General features: G+C 34.2%; 19 protein-coding genes. 10 read left to right on the top strand and 9 right to left on the bottom strand.

Translation table 11 applies throughout. The features are described 5' to 3' along the window. Nucleotides 1-7: 7 nt before the first annotated feature. From B0A64_RS02765 to B0A64_RS02755, 3 genes are all read right to left on the bottom strand, one after another. Nucleotides 8-1,366, bottom strand: a complete 1,359-nt coding sequence (locus tag B0A64_RS02765) for a PepSY-associated TM helix domain-containing protein (protein WP_089478020.1) — start codon at nucleotides 1,364-1,366, stop codon at nucleotides 8-10. Nucleotides 1,367-1,439: 73 nt separating this feature from the next. Beyond that, complete coding sequence (locus B0A64_RS02760) at nucleotides 1,440-2,666, bottom strand: DUF4374 domain-containing protein (RefSeq protein ID WP_089478019.1); 1,227 nt, start codon at nucleotides 2,664-2,666, stop codon at nucleotides 1,440-1,442. A 25-nt stretch (nucleotides 2,667-2,691) separates the two neighbouring features. Continuing rightward, nucleotides 2,692-5,088: a TonB-dependent receptor gene (locus tag B0A64_RS02755; RefSeq protein ID WP_089478018.1), complete on the bottom strand. Its 2,397-nt coding sequence runs from the start codon at nucleotides 5,086-5,088 to the stop codon at nucleotides 2,692-2,694. A gap of 107 nt (nucleotides 5,089-5,195) precedes the next feature. Between B0A64_RS02755 and B0A64_RS02750 the strand changes: the two genes are divergently transcribed. The 5 genes from B0A64_RS02750 (at nucleotide 5,196) to B0A64_RS02730 (ending at nucleotide 10,189) form a co-directional block, all read left to right on the top strand. Beyond that, entirely contained in the window at nucleotides 5,196-6,227 is a 1,032-nt protein-coding gene (locus B0A64_RS02750) for a helix-turn-helix domain-containing protein (protein WP_089478017.1), read from the top strand. Between the two features lie 576 nt (nucleotides 6,228-6,803). Then, nucleotides 6,804-7,118: a hypothetical protein gene (locus B0A64_RS02745; protein ID WP_089478016.1), complete on the top strand. Its 315-nt coding sequence runs from the start codon at nucleotides 6,804-6,806 to the stop codon at nucleotides 7,116-7,118. A 73-nt stretch (nucleotides 7,119-7,191) separates the two neighbouring features. Then, on the top strand, nucleotides 7,192-8,115 hold the full coding sequence (locus tag B0A64_RS02740; RefSeq protein WP_089478015.1) for a helix-turn-helix domain-containing protein: 924 nt from the start codon (nucleotides 7,192-7,194) through the stop codon (nucleotides 8,113-8,115). A gap of 299 nt (nucleotides 8,116-8,414) precedes the next feature. Beyond that, nucleotides 8,415-9,143, top strand: a complete 729-nt coding sequence (locus B0A64_RS02735; protein ID WP_089478014.1) for an SDR family oxidoreductase — start codon at nucleotides 8,415-8,417, stop codon at nucleotides 9,141-9,143. Nucleotides 9,144-9,424: 281 nt separating this feature from the next. Then, nucleotides 9,425-10,189 (top strand): SDR family NAD(P)-dependent oxidoreductase, encoded by a 765-nt coding sequence (locus B0A64_RS02730; protein WP_089478013.1) that lies wholly within the window; start codon nucleotides 9,425-9,427, stop codon nucleotides 10,187-10,189. A 136-nt stretch (nucleotides 10,190-10,325) separates the two neighbouring features. Here the strand turns inward: B0A64_RS02730 and B0A64_RS02725 are convergent, their stop codons facing one another. After that, on the bottom strand, nucleotides 10,326-10,799 hold the full coding sequence (locus B0A64_RS02725; RefSeq protein WP_089478012.1) for a hypothetical protein: 474 nt from the start codon (nucleotides 10,797-10,799) through the stop codon (nucleotides 10,326-10,328). A gap of 168 nt (nucleotides 10,800-10,967) precedes the next feature. Between B0A64_RS02725 and B0A64_RS02720 the strand changes: the two genes are divergently transcribed. Continuing rightward, entirely contained in the window at nucleotides 10,968-11,687 is a 720-nt protein-coding gene (locus tag B0A64_RS02720; RefSeq protein ID WP_089478011.1) for a DUF4386 domain-containing protein, read from the top strand. A gap of 220 nt (nucleotides 11,688-11,907) precedes the next feature. Here the strand turns inward: B0A64_RS02720 and B0A64_RS02715 are convergent, their stop codons facing one another. Then, a complete protein-coding gene (locus tag B0A64_RS02715; RefSeq protein ID WP_089478010.1) occupies nucleotides 11,908-12,606 on the bottom strand; it encodes a LytR/AlgR family response regulator transcription factor in 699 nt (232 codons plus the stop codon). Next, nucleotides 12,603-13,643, bottom strand: coding sequence for a sensor histidine kinase (locus B0A64_RS02710; RefSeq protein ID WP_089478009.1), 1,041 nt, complete (start codon nucleotides 13,641-13,643; stop codon nucleotides 12,603-12,605). Before B0A64_RS02710 ends, B0A64_RS02715 begins: the two co-directional genes overlap by 4 nt. Nucleotides 13,644-13,807: 164 nt before the next feature. Between B0A64_RS02710 and B0A64_RS02705 the strand changes: the two genes are divergently transcribed. The 4 genes from B0A64_RS02705 (at nucleotide 13,808) to B0A64_RS02690 (ending at nucleotide 21,236) form a co-directional block, all read left to right on the top strand. Continuing rightward, entirely contained in the window at nucleotides 13,808-15,193 is a 1,386-nt protein-coding gene (locus tag B0A64_RS02705; RefSeq protein WP_089478008.1) for a TolC family protein, read from the top strand. Between the two features lie 9 nt (nucleotides 15,194-15,202). Beyond that, nucleotides 15,203-18,499 (top strand): efflux RND transporter permease subunit, encoded by a 3,297-nt coding sequence (locus tag B0A64_RS02700; RefSeq protein WP_089478007.1) that lies wholly within the window; start codon nucleotides 15,203-15,205, stop codon nucleotides 18,497-18,499. Further along, nucleotides 18,477-19,661 (top strand): efflux RND transporter periplasmic adaptor subunit, encoded by a 1,185-nt coding sequence (locus B0A64_RS02695; protein ID WP_244285333.1) that lies wholly within the window; start codon nucleotides 18,477-18,479, stop codon nucleotides 19,659-19,661. Before B0A64_RS02700 ends, B0A64_RS02695 begins: the two co-directional genes overlap by 23 nt. Nucleotides 19,662-20,351: 690 nt before the next feature. Continuing rightward, complete coding sequence (locus B0A64_RS02690) at nucleotides 20,352-21,236, top strand: hypothetical protein (RefSeq protein WP_089478006.1); 885 nt, start codon at nucleotides 20,352-20,354, stop codon at nucleotides 21,234-21,236. Nucleotides 21,237-21,450: 214 nt separating this feature from the next. Here B0A64_RS02690 and B0A64_RS02685 read toward each other — a convergent pair whose 3' ends face one another. The 3 genes from B0A64_RS02685 to B0A64_RS25065 form a co-directional block, all read right to left on the bottom strand. Continuing rightward, a complete protein-coding gene (locus B0A64_RS02685) occupies nucleotides 21,451-21,846 on the bottom strand; it encodes a HicB family protein (RefSeq protein WP_089478005.1) in 396 nt (131 codons plus the stop codon). Between the two features lie 23 nt (nucleotides 21,847-21,869). After that, on the bottom strand, nucleotides 21,870-22,097 hold the full coding sequence (locus tag B0A64_RS02680) for a type II toxin-antitoxin system HicA family toxin (RefSeq protein ID WP_165769747.1): 228 nt from the start codon (nucleotides 22,095-22,097) through the stop codon (nucleotides 21,870-21,872). Nucleotides 22,098-22,243: 146 nt separating this feature from the next. After that, nucleotides 22,244-22,541 (bottom strand): hypothetical protein (locus tag B0A64_RS25065; RefSeq protein ID WP_165769746.1); only part of this gene is annotated, 298 nt, incomplete at its 5' end.

Below are 22,541 nucleotides of genomic sequence, written 5' to 3'. Positions count from 1 at the left end.
TTATGTTTTAAGCAGAAAGTTCTTTTTCCGGTATTTGTTTTGCTTTAGCAATTGGAACTGCTTTTGTGGCAATTTTTGGTTTTGCAGCAGGTTTTTTACCAAATTTTTGTTTGCCCCACCAGATTAAAAACCCTGTAATTGGCAAACTTGCAGAAATCAAACTGGCAAAAAAGGCAATAAACTTTCCGGTTAATCCCAAAACGCTTCCTACGTGAATATCATAGTTCATTCTGCGAATTTTATCCGGCAAATTGGCTTCGATGTATTTTCCCGAAAAAGGTGTTTTTATAGAGATTTCTTTAAGCGTTTGCTGATCAAAACTATAACGGTCCATATTATAGTACGTGTTTTTTTGTTTGTAAACAAAGGCGCCAATAGCATCTGCAGGTTTCTCTGGTATACTTATCATAATTCCGGCTGCCTGAGGATTTTGTTTTGCCATATTCAGTAAAACTTTGTCAACAGTAGCCAGCTCAAAAGTTTTGACGTGAGTAGTATCAGATTTTGGAGATTCGCGACTTTCTGTCAATGGTTTTCCTCCGGATGTAACCCAATACAAAGACTTACTCCACCAATCAAAACTCCAGACCAAACCTGTAATCGAAATGAATAAAAGAAAAATCATGCTATAAAAACCCAATACATTATGCATGTCATAATTGACGCGTTTAAAGGTTGCCGACCATTTGATCTTAAAACTTTTATCGCGAATTGATTTAATCCATTTTGTTGGCCACCATAAAACTAAACCGGACAGTAAGAGAAATACAAAAATTAAAACGGCAACCCCAACAATTGGTCTGCCAATATCATAAGGCAACCATAATGCACGGTGACCGTTGAGTATAAACCGGAAAAAATCCGGAGAGTCGCCTCTCGAAAATGATTTAACATTTAGAATCTCACCTGTATAAGGATTCATATAAACGCTGGTAAAAACACCTGATCTTCTTTTTTTAGATTTTTCGTTTTTTTGTTTCCCTTTACTTTCTGCTCTTTTATTATTTCTTTTTTCCTGTTGATCCTTATCGTCCTTTTTTTTGGTAAAATACCCCACAATAGCAGCTTCATTTTTTTCTCCAAAAGTTACGCTTGTACCGTGTTTGCCTTTCATGGTTTTATCTGCAATTGTAACCAATTGCGAGGGCAACATAAACGCTTTTTCCTGAGGTTGTACAAAACGCCAGTCTTCGATAAAATCTTTAATTTCATTTTCAAAAACATAAATACAGCCCGTAAGACTTACAATGACAACAATAATTCCGGATGCTAAACCAAGCCATAAATGCAGCCAGGCCATAACGCGCTTAAACAGCGATTTTTTACTTTTTTTCTTGTTTGGATTTGATTTTGAAAAAGAGAACATATTTAGTAGCGTATAAAAGATAAATAAAAAAACCGCAAGCCCCGAAAGGCTTACGGCTCAAAAGAAACCAATTTTAATATTTTAATTTTGCAATTGCAGTAATTTGTCCACCTTCGACCTTCATCCCTCTGGTCGCAACAGCAGTTGTACCGTTAATGGTATAAATCCAGTTTCCTTCAGGTGTATTAATACCAATAACAGCCGAATTTCCGTCTTCTGTAGTAATATTATAGCGGCTTGTAGCCGAAGTTAAGGTTGCAGGAACATTTGTAACCCAGGTAAAAGTTTGCGCATAAACATCGGCAATAGCCAACTTAGCAGCTCCGGTATTTTTACCAACATTTCCGTACATCAACAATAAAAATTTACCTTTTGAGATATAGCTCGTTGCAGAGATTTTGTAACCTCCTGATTTTTCCTGTACATTAAAAAAATACGTTTTATCAAACTCTGTAGTTCCTTTTTTGATTTTTACAATTGCTGATGGTTTTGTAGAGGTCATAACCGAATTGCTGGTTGCAATGGCACCAGAGAAACCATAAGCATCGCCATTTTCGTCCTGAAATAATCCGTTTGTAAAATAAGCTCCTAAATAACTCGTGCGGTTGTCTTTGATTACTCTTTCCAGTTTAAGCTCAGGGTAGTTATAAACCGCAACCCAGGTACTGTCCGGGTTTACTGTCCCAAAATTGTCAACCCCGTCACCTTTGATGCTCATATACGGCATATAAACTTTATCGCCCACCTGAGTTGCCCAGCTGTAAAATGCTCTTTCTCCGTTTCCTGCTAATTTTTTAGTATCTTGTTGTGCTTCGCCGGTAATAAGCGATTTTTCGGCATCAATTTTATACATAGAAGCAATAGAGGCACCACTTCTGGGAACTTTTATCGTTAGAATATCTTTGTTTACTGCTGCAAAAACGTGTACTGTTTCTGCCTGAAAATTAGATTTTTTAACCAATTTCCCTTCTGTATTCAAATTATAAGTCGTTACAGCACCCGGATTTCCTTGTCCGTACAATAAACTAAAAAAGTTGTTTTGAGCTGTAATATAGTAACGATACGTTCCGTCCTGTTCCAGTCCGTTGCCCGTTGTAGTAATTGATCCTGTCGAAATATCATCAGCAGTTAATAAATAATCTGCAATTCCTGCTGCTCCCGTTGTAGCAGTAATAATATATTTAGTTTTTCCGGTATCGCCTCCTCCGGTTTCGCTTCCTGACTTATCAGAATCACTGCTACATGAGAATGTAGTAAAAGCTAAAACAGCTAATAAAGCCAATGTGTTACTCTTTTTCATTTTTTATTATGGTTTGAATTATTAATTATTTGCTTGATTTGGTAAAAAAATACCTGAATTTTATATAAAAAGCCCTACTTGGTTTTTGCAACGAAAAATTATCATAAAGTTTATTGTCCAATAGATTTTTGCATTCTAAAGCGATATTGTATTTTCCGTTTGCAATTGTATAAACAGCATTTAGATCATGACTATATTGTTGCGGAATTTCTAATTTGCTATCCTTGCTTCCCATACTTGGCCATGATAAATAATAGGTCTGTACATAAAGCAGGTTGTACCCCACAGATAGATTATTCCCTTTTTTGATAAGATCATTAAAAAATACAGTCGCATCAGCATTTCCAAAAAGAAAAGGCATGTTAGGAATTCTGTCTTTATAAAAAGGAGATACATAATTTTGATTCGGTTCATATTCGGTCTTGTTTCGAATATTTTGATACGTTGTATTTACTCCTGCCGTAAAGCGACTACGATACGAATATCGAATCTCTCCATCGATACCATAATTAGTAACCTTGCCCTGATTGACATTTGTAGTCATGGTTTGGTTGTTATTGAGTGTTGGACGAATAAAGTCTGTGGCGTTTCTATGCAAAAGATTCACATCAAACGATAAAGCATTTACTTTATTAAAGTTGGTTTGATAACTCGCACCAATATTAAAATTGTTACTTGTTTCCGGCTTTAAGCCAAGGTTTCCTTCCAGATTATCGTTTACATTTCCAAAAATTTCTTCGGGAGTAGGCAATCTGTAACTTTTTTCGAAAGATGCTTTTAGTTGCAAATTATGTCTTAAATAGTAACTCGTCGCCGCGCCATAACCTGTTACAGCAGTATGATCGACATATTGTTGATAGGCAACATCTCCTGTGTTTCCGGACGGATTATAACTTCTGGAGTAAGTTGTTTTCAGGGAATAGTCTTTTAAGAATATTGAAGTACTCCATTTTTGATTAAAATCAAACTTATAGCCCAATCCTAAAACGTTCTTTTGCGTTTTTTTGGGTTGTTGATAAACTAAAGATTCGGGAACTAATTCGTCACTTTCTTTACGATCAAAAGTTGTAAAAGTAGTATTAAGCATAAACGAATGTCTCTCGCCCAAAGCATACGTAGCATTTGCAGTTGCAACACCATTATTATTCCTGAACTTACGCAGGGTCCTGCTTCTTTCTCCGCCTAAACCGGCATATTCTTTATAATCACCAAACCAGTTGTATCGTCTAAAAACGGTATCTACATTTTGTTCTTCTCCAAAGTTGTAATTTCCGGTTAGATTAAAATTCAGTCCTTTGGTAAATAAATCTTTTACCTGATATTTTAGAGTAGGCATTAAAATATTTCCTTTTCGATATACCTGTCCAAATACGCTTACCATTCTGGCCCCGGTTTGAATATCTGCCTTATTTTCTCCGGCAGTAAAGCCAAATAATAACTTATCGGCATATTTTTTTCCCGTTAGACCTACGTTCAAAATCACTGTTTCGTTACGGTATTTATCATGAAATCGTCGAACGCGCTGATCAGGAAAATAGGCTCCCGTATTTAAATCGGCTACATCTACATTTACCCAATAATTATTATCTGAATAATTCTGAAAAGCATTAATTTCTGCTGTAAAACCACTTTTAGAGGTATAACCTGCATTTAAACTGCTTCGATGTGTATTAAAAGAGCCAAAAGAGTACGATGCATCAAGATATGTTCTGGGTTTACTGTTTGTTACAATATTTACTGCACCTCCCAAGGCATCACCACCCAGCCAAATGGGCACAACACCTTTGTAAACCTCTACACGATCAGCCAGATTAATTGGAATATTATTCATTTGAAACGATGACCCAAAATTATCCATAGGTACACCATCAATAAAAACTTTTACCTGATTTCCCTGAAAACCATTGATCGAAAGTTCTGATCTTGAACCTACTCCGCCCGCTTCCCGAACACGAACACCAGAAACCCTGTCCAGCGCATGCGATAAATCAAGAGTCGAATTGTGCAGCTTTTTGGCATCAATAGCCGTTACGCTGTAAGATTGCTTATTGACTTTATCAGTTTGAGAACGTCCCAAAACTGTTACAGATTCTAATTCATTCAATTCGCTTTCTAGCTGAATCGAAAAATTGATGTCTTTATCACCGGAAACTTCGATGTGTTTTTTTTGAGTTGAAAACCCAATTGCAGTAATTTTCAGAACATGTTTTCCCGGTGTAATATTTTTAAAAATAAACTTGCCGTTTTCATCTGCAATACTGCTTAAGTCAGTTTTTTCTATTACAATTGATGCATAAGGAATTGTTTGTCCTGAATTTTCGATAACCTGTCCAATAACAGAAACCCCTTGATTTTGCTGGGAAAATGAGACCAATGAAAAGAGAAAAAATATACTAAAAAATAAAAATTTGTGAGTTGTCATATCTTTAATTAGACTAATTATAAATAACTTTGCCGCAAAAGTACCATCAACAACTTCAAAAAAGATAGGGAAAAACGGATTATTATTTTGTAAAAACGGATTATATTTTGAAAATCAGATCTAAAATTTTAACGAACGAAACTTCAATTGTACAAATTGAAATTGGCGATACATGTTGTCCTAAAAACCATTTGACAGAAGAAAATGTCAACATAAAAAATAATGATTCAGAAGAAATTAAAAGTCATCATTTAATTACCGAAGGAATGGTTTTATTAGATACTCAAATGTGTTTTTCGAGTCCGCAAACTCTTGTATTTGAGATTGATGAAGAATGTGTGGTTATGAATTTTATTTGTTGTAATAATGTCGAAACCCATATTGATCAGTTAGAATCTGATACCTATTCGAAAAAAAACACGCACAACATATTTTATGCTACAAAATACAAAGCAACTTATAAAATACCGGCTTTCGAGCCCGTAAATTATTTGTCTATTATTTTATCGCCAGACTTTTATTATCAAATTATAAATGAAGACTGGGAGCTTCATAAAAAGTTCTCAAACAATATTTTGCATAAAAAGTCGAGTTACATAACGTCCAAATATCTTCCTTTTACGCCAGCAATACAATGGGTAATTCACGAAATTAAAAATTGCAATCGACAAGGCGCTTTAAAGAAAATGTATGTCGAAACCAAAATTAAAGAACTACTCATTCATCAACTCGAAACCATCATTACGATACCCATACAAAAAGACCAAATTGACGAAGATGATTATAATAAATTGCAGCAAGCAAAGGATATACTAGACAAAGATTATGTTCATGCACCAACATTAGCAGAGCTTTCAAGGCTGGTATCTTTAAATGAATTTAAACTAAAAAAAGGTTTTAAGGCTTGTTTTGGAACGACTGTAAAAAGTTATATCATTAAGCTTAGAATGGAACATGCAAAAGAACTTTTCCAGAGCAAAGCTTCGACTGTGAGCGATGTAGCCTACAAATGCGGGTATAAAGATGTATCCCATTTTTCGGCTGCTTTTAAAAATTTCTACGGATTCTCTCCTCAAAAATTCAAAATCAATTGGGATTTTATCCACTTCTGGATTACTGGAATTTTATTTTTCAGCTAAATAAAAAAGGGTTTTTAGATTTTATTACCGAAGTAAACGAATCTAAAAACCCGATAAAAATGAGACTTTTTGTATGCTTGCAAATTTATACAAAGATATTCACTATTAAGTGAACAGGTCAAATTTTCATTTTAAAAAATGTTTCTCCAAAAACAGTTAACCAATGAAATCAAAATGCTGTTTAAAAAGGCAAAAACAGCATCTACATCGATTTCTATAGCACAAAGCTACGTGCTACTTTAGAGAAAACATTACGTCTTTCCTCATTCAATCAAGATATTTTTTCGAAAGGTTTTTTTTAAGGTACTAAGATGCTTAGTATCTGAGGTTCTGATATTTTTTTAGTTTGTATCTTTTTATAAAATTAATAAGACACTACGTATCCAGGATTCTACCAGACTTAACTTCTGAGTAAGGTACTTCTTTATTCTTAACCTAGATTAAGTTGTAGTACTGTAATAACGAATATCTTTGTTGCGTAAAGTACACTGGTTGTCCATACCTTAATAAAACGATGCAAATTAGTATCTTAGCCACTAAACATTTAGATCGTTTTTTTTCAAAAAAATACAGATTATGAAAACATACGAATTCTTATTACTCGGGAAAAACGAACCAATTCTTGCCATTTTACTTCGATTGGTAAATGCCTATGAAAATTGGAACGCCATAAGTTTTAACGACGAAAAATTAGCTCAGGAATATTTTTTAAACAACAAGATCGATATCGTGCTTTTGAGTTCCGGAATCGAAGATCATATCGAGAAAGATTTTACCTCTTTTTGCCTAAAACACCAACCGGAAGTCGAAGTAATTGAACATTTTGGTGGCGGCAGCGGATTATTGAAATCAGAAATTGAGCATCGATTGTATCTAAAAGGAAAAAACTAAATATCTGAAACTGTAAAATAAAATAACATTTTATTAATTTTCGTATATTTGAATTTTACAATTCAAAGCAAGTATGAAATCACTGGATTCATTTTATCAGGATATTACCGAAGGTACAACAGTTGAACCAAATTCTTTATTACCCAACGATATCAAAAAAGAGATTGGGCACTTTAATGTTTTTGATATTAAAGAGCTTTACGAAAGGCTAAAAGAAAAACCCAGTATGCCTTATGATCGCCGTGCTTACTATAAAATTAGCCTGATAAAGGGTAACAACCGAGCTGAGTACGCTGATAAAATTATCGAAATCGAAAAACAGGGACTTCTATTTGCTACCCCAAAAATACCTTATAATTACCTGCCGCAAGACACCAATCAGTCCGGACAATTTTGCGTTTTCACGAGTGAGTTTTTATCGAAAAATAAAAGTGGAATTGATTTAGACGAACTTCCTATTTTTGCTTCGGATGGATATCCCATTTTTCAACTTACTGATGAAGAAGTTGCAGAAGTTGAATTGATTTTCAATAAAATACAAAAAGAGATAAACTCTGACTACACTTACAAATATGATTTAATCCGTAATTATGTCGCAGAATTAATTCATTTTGGCCAAAAATTACAACCTATAACGGCTTTATATTCCAAGCATAATTCTGCTACAAGAGTTTCTTCTTTATTTGCCGAATTGCTGGAAAGACAATTCCCAATCGAATCACCAAATCAACGCTTAGAATTAAGAACTGCCAAAGATTTTGCCGAGAGATTATCTATTCACGTCAATCATCTCAATAAAGTTTTAAAAGAGAATACCGGAAAAACAACTACTGAATTAATCAGCAGCAGATTGACAAACGAAGCTAAGATTTTGCTTAAACAAACCGATTGGAATATCTCTGAAATTGCTTTTTCTCTAGGTTTTGAAGAACTGGCGCATTTTTCTAATTTCTTTAAAAAACAAACTTCTTTTACTCCTTTGGCTTTTAGATTGTAGATTTTAGATTGTAGATTTTAGATTGTTGATTGTAGATTTTTGATTGTAGATTGTTGCAGAACAGTAACCTCAAGGCTTGTCCTCCTGAGCGAAGTCGAAGGATCTCATGTTAAATCTGTATAGAACGTTTTACAGTACTTATCCTTCGACTTCGCTCAGGAAGACATAAAATGAGAATTGTAATTTGGAATTTAATTTCCTCTCTGATTTGAATTTTGCAAACATCGGTTTGATATTTACAATTTCCCAACCTTACTTCGCTCCTACCTTTGTCTCATCAATTTAAAAGATCGAAAAAGATGAACTTATCAAACAACAAAATTCTAATAACAGGTGGTGCAAGCGGTATTGGGCTTGGACTAACAGAAAGATTTATTCAGGAAAACAATACCGTAATTATTTGCGGAAGACGTGAATCTGTTTTAAATGAAGTTAAAGCAAAGTTCCCAGCCGTAATTACAAAAGTATGTGACCTGGCTATCGAAGCTGATCGTGCAGCACTTTACGAATGGGTCGCAGAAAATCATAGTGATTTAAATGTATTGATAAACAATGCAGGAATTCAAAATTGGGTTTCGGTTACAGATGCTAATTTCTTCGAAAGTGCCAAAACAGAACTTGCTACAAATATCGAAGCTCCTCTACATTTAACTTCCCTTTTTATTGGGTTAAAATCGCTTACAACTGTACTGAATGTAACGTCTGGATTGGCATTTTCGCCTTTTGCAAAAGTTCCGGTTTACTCTGCTACTAAAGCATTTTTTCGCTCATTTACCATTTCTCTTCGTCATATCCTGAAAGCAAAAAATATTGAAGTAATCGAAATTATTCCACCAGCCTTAAACACAGATCTTGGCGGTGTTGGTTTGCATGATGCACATCCAAGCGTAAGCGATTTTATCGAATCTATTTTTGAACAATTAAAAGACGGAAAAGACGAACTTACTTTTGGAACCAGTGCAACAAGAATAGATGCAAGTGTACCGGAATTAAAAGCTTCTTTTAACGCATTACATTCTAATTTATAATTATAGTAAAGCATATAAAAATTTTAACACATAGAAACATAGCTTTTGTAAACGCTAAAAAAGGCATTTGATTTATTCAAAATACACATAGTGACTTTGCGAAAGAAACGTATTTCTTTTTTGTTTTCTTTTTAAAACTATAAAATCTATGTTTCTATGTGTTTAATTTTTCTCGCAGATGGAGCAGATCGAACAGATTTTTTTAATCTGTTTAATCCTTTTATATACATAATAATTAGGAGTTACAACAATTCACAATCAACAATTAACAATTAAAAAAAATGGCAGTAAATACAAAAATAGCTCTTGTTACAGGTGGTAGCAGAGGTTTAGGAAAAAATATGGCAATTGCGATTGCAAAAAAAGGAATTGACGTTATCATTACTTACAACAGCAAAAAAGACGAAGCTGATGCTGTTGTAAAAGAAATCGAAAGTTTAGGACAAAATGCAACTGCATTACAATTGAATGTGGCTGATTCAGGCACTTTTGATGCTTTTTTTGCTACTGTTACCGCAGCTTTAAAAAACACTTTTCAAACAGATAAATTCGATTTTTTGGTCAATAATGCCGGAATCGGAATTCACAATTCATTTGCCGGAACAACGGAAGCTGAATTTGATCAATTGACAAATATTCAGTTTAAAGGACCGTTTTTCTTAACTCAGAAAGCTTTGAATAATATCAATGACGGTGGCGGAATCGTAAATATTTCAACTGGTTTGGCACGTTTTTCATTTCCGGGTTATGCTGCTTATGCCGCTATGAAAGGAGCAATTGAAACGCTTACAAAATATCAGGCAAAAGAATTAGGACAAAGAAAAATCAAAGTAAATGTTGTGGCTCCGGGAGCTATCGAAACTGATTTTGGTGGTGGAGTTGTTCGTGATAATGAGCAAATGAATCAACAAATAGCATCGGCAACTGCTTTAGGAAGAGTTGGTTTACCGGATGATATTGGTGGTGTGGTTGCTTTTTTATGTACCGAAGAAGCAAGATGGATAAATGCTCAACGTATTGAGGTTTCCGGCGGAATGATGTTGTAACCTGCATTAAAAATTAAACCTAACCGATTTTTAAAACCTGTTAGGTTTGGTTATTGATATAAAACAAAACCCGGCAGATTTTCATCTGTCGGGTTTGTCATTTTTAATATATTAAATTTAGTAAGTATTCTATTTTTTAATCTTTTTCGACGATCACATCAAAACCTCCGTTTTTATCAAATACAACATCATAAAATTTTGTATCTTTTTGTATTCCCACTTCATAGGTTGTTTTGTTTGCATCGTCTACCACAATAGCAATTTCTTTAACAGCGTTTGCAGGATAATTTTTTTTCAGGTATGCTTGTGCCTTTTGTGGTAACTGGCTTAACGGAATCTGCAATTCGTAGGCTTTAAGCACACCCAAATTGTCATAAACAGCCAAGGCTTTTGCTTTTTTATCGGTGATATATTTGGCTTCATAACGAATTTCATCATCGTCATCACCAACATATTTCGCTGTCCAGACAGGCACTTTGCCGGGATATTCTTTTTGAAAAGTAAATAATACTTTTTCCGGAGGTGTTACTACTTTATCCGGAGAAACTCCATTTTGTCCTATTAAAAAACCACTGTATAAAAAGGCAATAACAAAAAGAACATTTTTCATAATCCTGATTTTTAAATTAATCCTCTTAAAATAACGTATTAAAATTACTACTTTAAAATGAAGAAAAGATGAATTTTAAAAAAATTATTCACATCTTAAAAAAAAGTTAAAAAATAGCGTAACAATACCCCACAGCGAGCGTCTTACCTTTAACCAAAAACCAAAAAGATGAAATTTAAATTCAATAATTTTGAAAATTCACCACAACTTTATGCGCGAATAGCCGGAATATTATACCTCGTTATTATCATTGCCGGATTCTTTGCGGAGACTTTTGTTCGAAATAAACTATTTGTTTCCGGAGATGCAACTGCCACAGCAAACAATATTACCCACTCACCATTTTTATGGAAAATAGGAATCACAGCTGATCTTATTATGCAAATTTGTGATTTGCCCGTAATGATCGTTCTTTATTACCTTTTAAAACCGGTAAACAAGAAATTGGCTCTACTTAATTTATCGTTTAATTTGATACAGACTGCCGTTCTGGTGGCGAACAAACTAAATCTTCTGGCTGCATTATTCTTTCTGGGAGATGCTGAATATTTAAAATCTTTTACTCCGGATCAATTGCATACTCTATCGTATTTGTCTATCAAACTACACGATTTTGGTTTTGGGATTGGATTAATTTTCTTTGGTTTTGTGTGTCTTCTTGAAGGTTATCTAATCTTTAAATCAGGTTATTTCCCAAAGACAATTGGCGTATTAATGGCAATTGCAGGAATTTGTTATTTGTCGAATAGTTTTGCCTTGATCCTTGTCCCGCAACTTTCGAGTATTGCGTTGTTAATGCCGTGTTTAATTGCCGAATTATCACTTAGTTTATGGCTTGTTTTTAAGGGCGTAAACCTTCCGGTCTGGAAACAAAAAATTCCGGCATAATTACAACCAAAGCCTATCTCCTGTAATGCGTGAAAAATATTTAATACATAGCTATGTGTATTTTAAACAAGTGAAACGTCTTTTTTTGAGTAAACAAAAGCTATGTTTCTATGTGTTAAAAAAATTTGCTTACTGTAATTAAAAAAGCCTGCGAGAAATTAATCTTTGCAGGCTTTTCGTTTGAAATAATTGAATTAGTAAGCAATCTTATTTCGGGTATTTATTTTTTTAATCGGTCAGACAATTCTCTTTTATAAGTAATTCCTACCGGTAGTTTTTCATTTTTTATGACAACAAAATCCTTGTCTGTTGTATCTATTTTATCCAGCGCTACGATGTATGATTTATGAATGCGCATAAAATTTTTCTCAGGCAAACATTTCTCTAATTCACTCGTTGTAATCGACGCCAGATATGTTCTTTTTACTGTATGCAACTTGACGTAATTGCCAAAACTCTGGGCAAATAAAAGTTGGTCTAATTCGATATCCATAAAATAACCATCGACTTTTATGCTAATAGAATTTACAACCGGTTCTTCTGTTTTTGCCTTTATGCTTTCGGTCGCAAAAAAACGATCGACTGCTTTTAAGAATCTCGGAAAATAGATTGGCTTTAAAAGATAATCTATTACTCCATAATCATAACTTTCCAGCGCATATTCAGAATAAGCCGTTGTCAGGATTGTTTTAGGATGTGTGGGTATAATCTTTAGCAATTCCATTCCTGAAATCTCTGGCATATTAATATCCAAAAACATCAAATCGACAGGATTCTCTCGCAGATAATCCATTGCCTCAATACCATTGTAACCTTGAAAAACCAACTCTAATTGCGGATTTTGCTTGATGTAGTTTGCCAGAACATAATGTGCTGCCGGCTCATCATCTACAATTATACATTTTTTGGGTTCTCTCATTCTAAAAACTTTTTCAATTGTAATTTTAAATCTACAATATAAGTATTTTTATCCTCCTGAATGTTTAATTTGTAGTCTTTTCCGTAAATTAAATTCAAGCGCTCTATTGTATTTTTTAGACCTATTTTGGTCGAAACAACATCGGTTTTTTTCGTTGGAATTGAATTTACTGCATGCAAATGCAACAAACCGTTTTCGACCGTAATAATAATTCGAACAAAACATTTTTCGATTGCACAGGTTCCGTGTTTAAAAGCATTTTCTATAAAAGCAATCAACAACATTGGGGAAACTTTATAAGCGTTTTCGTTATCAATTTTCGAATCGTATGTTATTTCGCAACGGTATCCTACCCTTTCTTTTTCGAGTTGTACATAACTGTTTATAAACTCCAGCTCGTCCTCGAGAGAGACACATTTTTTGCTGTTACTCTCTAACTGATACCGCATTAATTGCGACACTTTCATGATCAGATCAGGTGTTCTGTCCGGAAATTCTAAACTAATTCCGTAAAGCGTATTAAAAGTATTAAACAAAAAATGCGGATTCAATTGTCCTTTCAAAGAATTCAGTTGCATTTCATTAAACAACAACGTTTCATCTGTTTTTTTTCTGTGAATCCTATAAAATTTAAATACAATAATTGGGCTCAAAATACAAACCAAAGTTCCTAAAACACTTGCCATTTGGTACGTATAACTTCGTTGATGCGAGTTTTGATACAAACGACAATTGCTAAACATATCCAACTTAGTAATTTCATATAAAATGACCGAAAAGACAAAAACTCCAAAAAGGGTTAAAAATATATAGGTTAAAGGACGTTCTGTTTTGAATAATATAGGTAAAAGAAAGAAACGGTTAAACTGGGCATGCATGTAGAGAATAAAATAGAAAAATACTCCCATTACTATAGAAGCGAAAGAACTAAATAACATCCAGTCATTTTTTAACGTATAGATTGTAAATGAAAAGGCAACAACGGCAATTTCCTGCCACCATTTGTTATCCAATATGTTATCAAATTTTTTATTCATTTTTAAAATTTAAATAGTTTACAAATTAACCACAAATTTTTATCTTTTATTTCCAATAAATGACAAATTCAATTGGTCATTTATTATCGCAGTACATCATTTATCATGACAAATATCAGTCAAAGACAAATAATTTTGTTAGATAATTTCATACCACTAATTTTATGTACTTCAGAAAAATTACTTTGTTAGTTTTCTTGATTTTTGCTTGTGGTAGTTATTCTCAAAACCTGACTTTAAAAGAAGCCATAAAAACAGGTTTAGAAAACTACGGTTCCATCAAAGCAAAAAGCAATTACACCAATGCCTCACGCGAGAGTCTTAAACAATCAAAGCGCGATTATTTGCCAAATCTTAATGTATCGGCACAACAGGATTACGGAACCATCAACGGGCAAAACGGTGCTTTGTATGGTTTTAATGGTTTAGGAACTGCTTCTTCCGGACCAACATTACCGGATCAAAACTGGAACTCTGCTTTTGGAGCCTTGTATTTAGTCAATATGAACTGGGATTTTTTCACTTTTGGAAAAACGCAGGAAAAAATCAATTTGGCTAAAGTAGATGTTCAGGCAAAAGAAAAGGATTTAAAGCAGGAAGAATTTCAACAGGAAATCAAGATTTCTGCTGCTTATCTAAATTTATTGGCAAGCCAAAGATTATTGATTTCGCAACAAAAGAATTTAAGCCGTGCCGAAGTTTTCAAGAAAACTGCCGTTGCACGAGTTAAAAACGGATTATTGGCCGGAGTCGATTCTACATTGGCAACAGCCGAAGTTTCGAAAGCTAAAATCTCTTTGAATCTCGCCAAAAACTTCGTCAAGGAACAAAACAACAAACTAGTTGATTTGATGGGCGTTGCACCTCAGGATTTTGTTACAGATACTTTGTTTGTAAACGATATCCCGAAAGAAGTCCTTAGAGGAACTGCTGCTTCAGACAGTTTGCATCCTTTACTTCAATATTATAAAACGAAGATTGACTACAGCAATCAACAGGTAAAATTATACAAACGTTTTTATTATCCAACCATGAGTGCCTTTGGTGTTTTGCAAACGCGTGCTTCAGGATTTAATAGCGATTATGTTACGAATCAAAATTCATTTAGCCGAAATTATTGGGATGGTGTAAATCCGGATCGTACCAACTATTTGGTCGGAATTGGAATAAGCTGGAACCTGACTACTCCGTTTAGAACAAGTAAACAAGTAAGTGCTCAAAAATTTGTTTCGCAAGGTTTACAAGAAGAATACAACCAAGCCGACAGAGAGCTAAAATCGCAATTAAAACTAGCCGACGATAAAATACAAATCACACTGGACAACTTTGCCGAAGCGCCAATTCAGGTCGATGCAGCAAAAAAAGCGTATTTGCAAAAATCGACTTTATACAAAAACGGCTTAACCGATTTGACAGATATTACTCAAACTTTATACACTTTAAATCGTGCCGAAATCGATCGTGATATCGTCAACAATAATGTGTGGCAATCGTTTTTGCTAAAAGTAGCTGCTACCGGCAATTTTGACTTATTTATAAATGAATTTTAATTATAGATCATGAATTTAATACGTTTTGCACTCCGCAAACCCATCTCCATATTAGTATTGGTTGCGGGTCTATTTTTCTTCGGAATTGGTGCCATACAGGACATTAAGGTAGATATCCTGCCTAAAATGAACCTGCCGGTTATCTATATTGCACATCCTTTTGGAGGTTATACTCCAGACCAGATGGAAGCTTATTTTGCTAAAAATTATGTCAACATTTTACCTTTTGCAAATGGTGTAAAATCAGTTGAGACCAAGAATATTCAGGGGTTAATGATCATGAAATTAACCTATTACGAAAACACGAATATGGCTCAGGCTGCTGCCGAATTAAGTTCCCTTTCGAACAGGATTCAGGCTGCTTTTCCTCCGGGAACACAACCGCCGTTTATCATTCGTTTTGATGCTTCTTCCCTGCCCATTGGTCAATTGGTTTTGAGTAGTAAAATCAGATCTAATAATGAATTGCAGGATTTAGCCAACGTGTATGTTCGTGCCTCGTTTACATCGATTCCGGGTTTATTATCTCCGGCACCTTTTGGCGGAAGCCCAAGAACTATCGAGGTAAACGTAGATCCTGATTTATTGCGTTCGCACAATATGACACCGGATCAAATTGTTGAAGCGATTCGTGTAAACAATCAAACGGCTCCATCCGGAAACGTGAGAATGGGTGATAAAAATTATATTACACCAACCAATAATACGATTAAAGAAGTAAAAGATTTTGAGAAGATTCCGTTATTCAAAGGAAGCGTTCAAAACTTAACTCTTGGAGACGTTGCCACTGTAAAAGATGGTGCCGATATTACGGCTGGTTATGCTTTAGTAAACGGTAAACGTTCGGTTTATATCAGTATTGCAAAAGCGGGAGATGCTTCGACCTGGGATGTGGTTCAGAAATTAAAAGCCGAATTGCCTAAAATTCAAAGTACTTTACCCGAAGACGTAAAATTATCGTATGAGTTTGACCAGTCCGTTTATGTTATCAACTCCGTAAAAAGTTTGATTACCGAAGGGATTATCGGAGCTGTACTAACCGGATTAATGGTTTTACTTTTCCTTGGCGACAAACGTGCGGCTCTGATCGTAATTTTAACGATTCCTATTTCGATTATCTCAGGTGTTCTATTCCTAAAATTATTTGGACAAACGATCAACTTAATGTCTTTAAGCGGACTGGCATTGGCGATTGGAATCCTGGTGGATGAAAGTACCGTAACAATCGAAAATATACACCAGCATCTTGACATGGGAAAACCCAAGGCGCTCGCGATTTGGGATGCCTGTCAGGAAATTGCTTTGCCTAAATTATTGATCTTACTTTGTATTTTGGCGGTTTTTGCACCGGCATTTACCATGGTTGGTATTCCGGGAGCTTTGTTCTTGCCATTGGCTTTAGCAATTGGATTCTCGATGGTTATTTCATTTTTACTTTCTCAGACTTTTGTGCCTGTAATGGCAAACTGGTTGATGAAAGGACATGAAAAACACGATCATGCACCTGGCATTAGTGATGATGAAGCAGAATTTAATGATAGCGGAATCACTCCGGAATCTGAAAGAGATCTGATCACGCAGAAAAAAGGGTATGTAGAGAAAACAGATACTAATAACAACGGAAAAATTGGCGCTTTTGAGCGTTTCAGAGTCCGTTTTATGAGAACGTTAGATCGTTTATTCCCTTATAAAAAAGCAGCTGCTATACTCTATTTGATTGTAATTACACTTCTGGCTGTCACGTTCCTTAATTTCATTGGAAAAGATGTTTTCCCAAAAGTAAATTCAAGTCAGTTCCAGTTAAGAATGCGCGCTCCGGACGGAACACGTTTAGAACGTACCGAAGAAAAAGCGATAATAGTTCTGAAAGAATTACAAAAAATGGTGGGCAAAGAGCATATCGGAATCTCTTCTGTTTATGTGGGACAACACCCGTCGTTATTCTCGATTAACCCTATTTATTTGTTCATGGCAGGTTCTCATGAAGCCGTATTTCAGGTGAGTTTAAAAGAGTATCACGTAGATATGGATGACTTTAAAGACGATTTTAGAGCACGTCTTAAAAAAGTATTGCCGGACGTAAAAATATCTTTTGAGCCTATCGAACTTACCGATAAAGTATTGAGCCAGGGATCTCCTACCCCAATCGAAGTTCGTATTGCCGGAAAAGACAAAAAACGAAATGAGCTATATGCGAATCAAATTGTAGAAAAACTGAAAAAGATTGCGTATTTCAGAGACGTACAAATTGGTCAGCCTATTCATTATCCAGCAATGAATATCGATATTGACAGAACTCGTGCTGCCGAATTGGGTGTTGATATGAATGATATATCACGCTCGCTTGTGGCTTCGACCTCATCGTCAAGATATACCGAGAAAAATACCTGGGTCGATGAAAGAGCCGGATTATCATACGCGGTTCAGGTTCAGGTACCGCTAAACCAAATGAAAAGCAAAACAGATATTGGAGAAATTCCGGTATTAAAAAATTCGCTTCGTCCTGTTTTAAGTGACGTTGCCAAAATTACACCGGGATTTGTAAGTGGTGAAAATGACAATTTAGGGGCAATGCCATACATTACCGTTACAGCAAACATTAGCCAAACCGATTTAGGAACGGCAGTAAAAGATGTAGATGCAACCATTAATTCATTGGGAGAATTACCACGTGGTTTGTTTATTACCCCAATTGGTATGAGTAAAGTATTGGTAGAAACATTAAGCAGTTTGCAAGTAGGATTATTGGTTGCCATATTTGTGATCTTCTTAATGTTGGCCGCTAATTTCCAGTCGTTCAAAGTTTCACTGGTGATTTTAACAACAGTTCCTGCGGTAGTTTTAGGTGCCTTATTGATGCTTACAATTACAGGTTCGACGCTTAACTTACAATCGTATATGGGTATTATTATGTCGGTTGGGGTTTCGATTGCAAATGCCGTTTTACTGGTCACAAATGCTGAACAATTAAGAAAACGAAATGGTAATGCCTTAGAATCTGCCCGTGAAGCTGCTGCGTTGCGTCTTCGTCCTATTATCATGACCTCTGTTGCGATGATTGCGGGAATGTTGCCAATGGCAATTGGTCATGGCGAAGGTGGTGATCAGGTTTCTCCGTTAGGAAGAGCTGTAATTGGTGGATTATTATTTTCGACATTTGCGGTATTGCTAATCCTGCCACTTATCTTTGCATGGGCACAAGAAAAAACAACAACACAATCTGTTTCTTTAGATCCTGAAGACGAAGAAAGCATCCATTATATCTCATCATTAAATCCTAAAAATGAAATCACCACTAAAAACTAATTTGTTGAAAACAAATACCAATAAATTAAAAGGTGATACCATAAATGACCTTTATAAAATAACTTTCACATTTATGAAAAATAAAATTATACAATCGACCGCATTATTTTTTGTAGCCGTATTTTTTCTAACCAGCTGTAATTCTAAAAAAGAAGAAACGCCTGCTGTAGAAATTGAACCTAAAACAGAAACTATCTCTTTAGAGAAAGAAAAACTAAGTACAGAACTGCGTTTACCAGCTGAATTAACTGGTTTTCAACAAGTAGATTTATATGCTAAAGTAAGTAGTTTTGTAAAATTGCTAAAAGTAGATATTGGTACAAAAGTAAAAAAAGGTCAACTTTTGATCGTTCTTGAAGCACCGGAAATCAGTTCTCAGCTAGCTGCTGCCGAATCAAGACTAAAATCTATGGAAGCTATTTATGCGACTACCAAAAGCACCTACAACCGCTTGTATGAAACAAGCAAAGTCGAAGGAACGATTTCTAAAAATGACTTAGAAATGGCAAACGGAAAGAAAAACTCAGATTACGCTCAATATCAGGCAGCAGTTGCAGCCCATAAAGAAGTGTCGATTATGAGAGGTTACCTTGAAATCCGTGCTCCTTTTGATGGTGTTGTAGCAGCAAGAAATGTAAATTTAGGAACATTTGTTGGTCCGGCAGGAAAAGGTTCAGACTTGCCTTTATTGACGATTCAGCAACAAGATAAATTGCGTTTGGCAGTTTCTGTTCCGGAATTATACACCGGATATTTGCACAATGGCGACGAAATGAGTTTTAATGTAAAATCATTACCAGAAACCTTCAAAGCAACAATTACAAGAATGTCCGGAGCTTTAGATTTAAAACTTCGTTCTGAAAGAGTCGAAATGGACGTTCATAACACAAAAGGTGATTTATTACCCGGAATGGTTGCCGAAGTACTGCTGCCACTTAATGCAAAAGACAGTACGTTTGTAATTCCTAAATCGGCTTTGGTAAGTTCGGCTGAAGGAATGTTTGTGATCAAAGTTGTAAATCACAAAGCAACACGGGTAAACGTGAAAAAAGGAAGAGAAATCGATGACAAAATTGAAATTTTCGGTGACTTAAACCTGAAAGATAAACTGGTAAAAATTGCCAGCGAAGAAACTAAAGAAGGCGATATCATAAACGAATAACCTGTGTTTAGTCTTCATTTTTAGTGATTACCAAAAGCTGTACGCTTAATGCGGCATTTTGAAATCTAATTTTAGAATGCAAATTACAATTTACCTCAAAGGACGATACTTGATATAGTATCGTCCTTTTTTTGTTTTTGTTTTTGCCACGAAGACACTAAGACACAAAGTTTTTTTAGTAACGATTAAGCATTTTTATGTCATTTCGATCGAAAAGAGAAATCTCCGTGAGAAGCTCGACAAAGATTGGATTCTCGTTTCGGAGTTACTTGCGAAGATTTCTCCCTTCGCTCGAAATGACAAACTTTGTGATTATATTCTTTTAAACTTTTACTTAAATGAAAACTCTTAGATTTTTTTAGGAGCTATTTCCTGCCTCGCTCTTCGATGTCATCCCGAAACGAAAATATTATTAAATATCATGCGCTGTGCGAAGTCTCCTAACTTCGTACACATTGCTATAATCATTTCCAATTTATCAAAGCTTCACTTTATATTACTTTATTTACTTATTGAAACAGGTACGAAGTTAGGAGAGTTCGCAAAGCGGAGCTTCAAAGAATTAGACAATTTTAGAATATCTACCTTAAGAAATTAACCATTTTACTTTCTAAAAACTCAAAATAAGAATTGGTCTTTATTGTATTTTAACCTAATATTACACCACATTAAAATGTTAAAAAACATCTCATGAAAAAAAAAATTTCTTTACTATTTCTAATATTACTTTCTTCTTGTAATGAAAATAATCAAAATGAAAAATACGAAAAGAAATCAGTTGAAAATAAGTTTTCTCTACTAATTCCCGAAAGTCTTGGGCAAACAAATAAATTAAATAGTATTGCATCAATACAATTCGAAAATACAAGCCAAGATTTTTATATCATGGTATTAGATGAATCAAAAGATGCTTTTACTAAAGCTGTTGATAACAAAGTATACGATACAACTGCAGATCTTGATGGCTATTACAAGGTTGTTGTAAATCATTTTAAGGAAATAACATCAAAATACTTCAAGGTATACAATATCGAAAAGAAGAAAATTAACCATTCAAATGCAATTGTATTTTCTATGTCAGGAATTAATGATGGTTATCCAGCTTTTTATCGATACGCAGTTATTGAAAGTAATAAAAGATATTATCAAATAATGTCTTGGACTAATACATTGCAAGAACAGAAATATACAGAACGAATGAATAAAATTATTGATTCTTTTAAAATAGAAGAGACGAATCACTCGCATTTACATCGTTCTGAAAAAATTGATGATGAAATTCAGGAAATTGGTCGTTTATATAGACCTGAAATAATGCAACAGGAAGAAATTAAAACCAAAACTGGAAAGAACAACTATCGATATACATTAACAAATAGCGACTTATTAGATACTGATTTACAAAATATAAAAATACATTCAAGAGAAATAGTTAGCATTTATTATAAATTTTTAATTAGAATAAATACACCTTTTAATTATAACAAAATCATTATAAAAATAGTTCATAGAAATGGTAAAATTCATAGTTTCGATTATTCCGAAAAGGATATGAAAGAAATTATAAAAAAATAAAACTCCTTATGAAACCTGCTCTTCGAAGTCTCTAGAAAACTAAAATATACTTAAAAGTGATGCGCTGTGCGAAGTCTCCTGAATTCGTTCGCATTGCTAGGGAACATTTCAATTATCAAACTCTTTGTTTATATCCCTTTATTTTGCTTATTGGAGCGGGCACGAAGTCGGGAGACTTCGCAAAGCAATTGTTACAAATTCCAGAGATAAAAATCTACAATTCAACCGATAAAAGTTCTTTGCCTAAAGTATGTAGCGCATTTTCAATTTTTAAACGTTGTTCTGCTCTTGGATTTCTATGTCCTGAAGCATAATGTTGTATTTTTTTTTGGTTTATACCTGTAATGCGTTCTAACGCAGAATTTGTAAATATTCCTTTGTAATAATTTAATAGACTTGCAGTATCAAATTTATAAACCAATTCAAATTCTTTTTCAAGAAAAGCAGGCTTATTTTCTCGATTCAAATCTTTTAGAGTTTCAATACAATCTAATATATCTTGTTTACATTCCTGAACAGTATTACCTCCGCCAACAATTGCTTTTTCATTTTCTGCATATCCCCAAAAGCCATCTTCGTTTCTTTCGATAATAATTTTGATTGTTCTCATATTTTCTCTTCTTTTTAAAGAAACTAAAGTCCCATTTCTTTTCTTAATTTTTGTTCTAATCCTTTTCCAATCTCTTTTGCTCCATTATTGGGTATTACAATTTGCTTTCCTTCCTTTTCATAAATTTCATGGCTTCCCTTGCCTTGCCTTAAAAATATCCATCCGTTTCTTACAGCTTCTCTAATAAATTTAGTCTTGATAATACCCAAGTCTACTAAATTTTTTATCTGTCCAGAAAGATAAGACGCCATTGAGGTAGGTGTAATATAAAAACACTTCATATTCCTCTAAGATTTTATTATCGATTAAGTTTCCTTTTGAACTTACTTTTTAACACAGATAGATAGATCCACTCCCTGTTGTGGAATATGAAAAACAATAGAGTATAAATTTATTTTTAAAACTTATAACCTTGTCGTACACAAAGTTGCCCTAAGGAATCGATCTTAATCATTGAAGAATAATTAGGTTTATATTTGATTTTTTCATTTCTAAATTCATAGTAATTTATTGAATCTCTTATCTGATTTAATACAAATAAATTATTATTTGAAAGTCCAAAAGCATTTGAAATTCCATTACCTGAAGAATTCCATTGTTTAAACAAAATTCTTTTTCTGTTTTTAGAAAAAATAACATTATAGGTATTAGCTCCAACTCCTTGATTTAAGGTTTTGAATTCAATTACGTAGAGA

It is taken from the genome of Flavobacterium araucananum (genome assembly GCF_002222055.1).
Classification (GTDB): Bacteria; Bacteroidota; Bacteroidia; order Flavobacteriales; family Flavobacteriaceae; genus Flavobacterium; species Flavobacterium araucananum.
The sequence above is the reverse complement of the archived record's forward strand: the minus strand, read 5'-3'. Positions and strand labels throughout refer to the sequence as shown.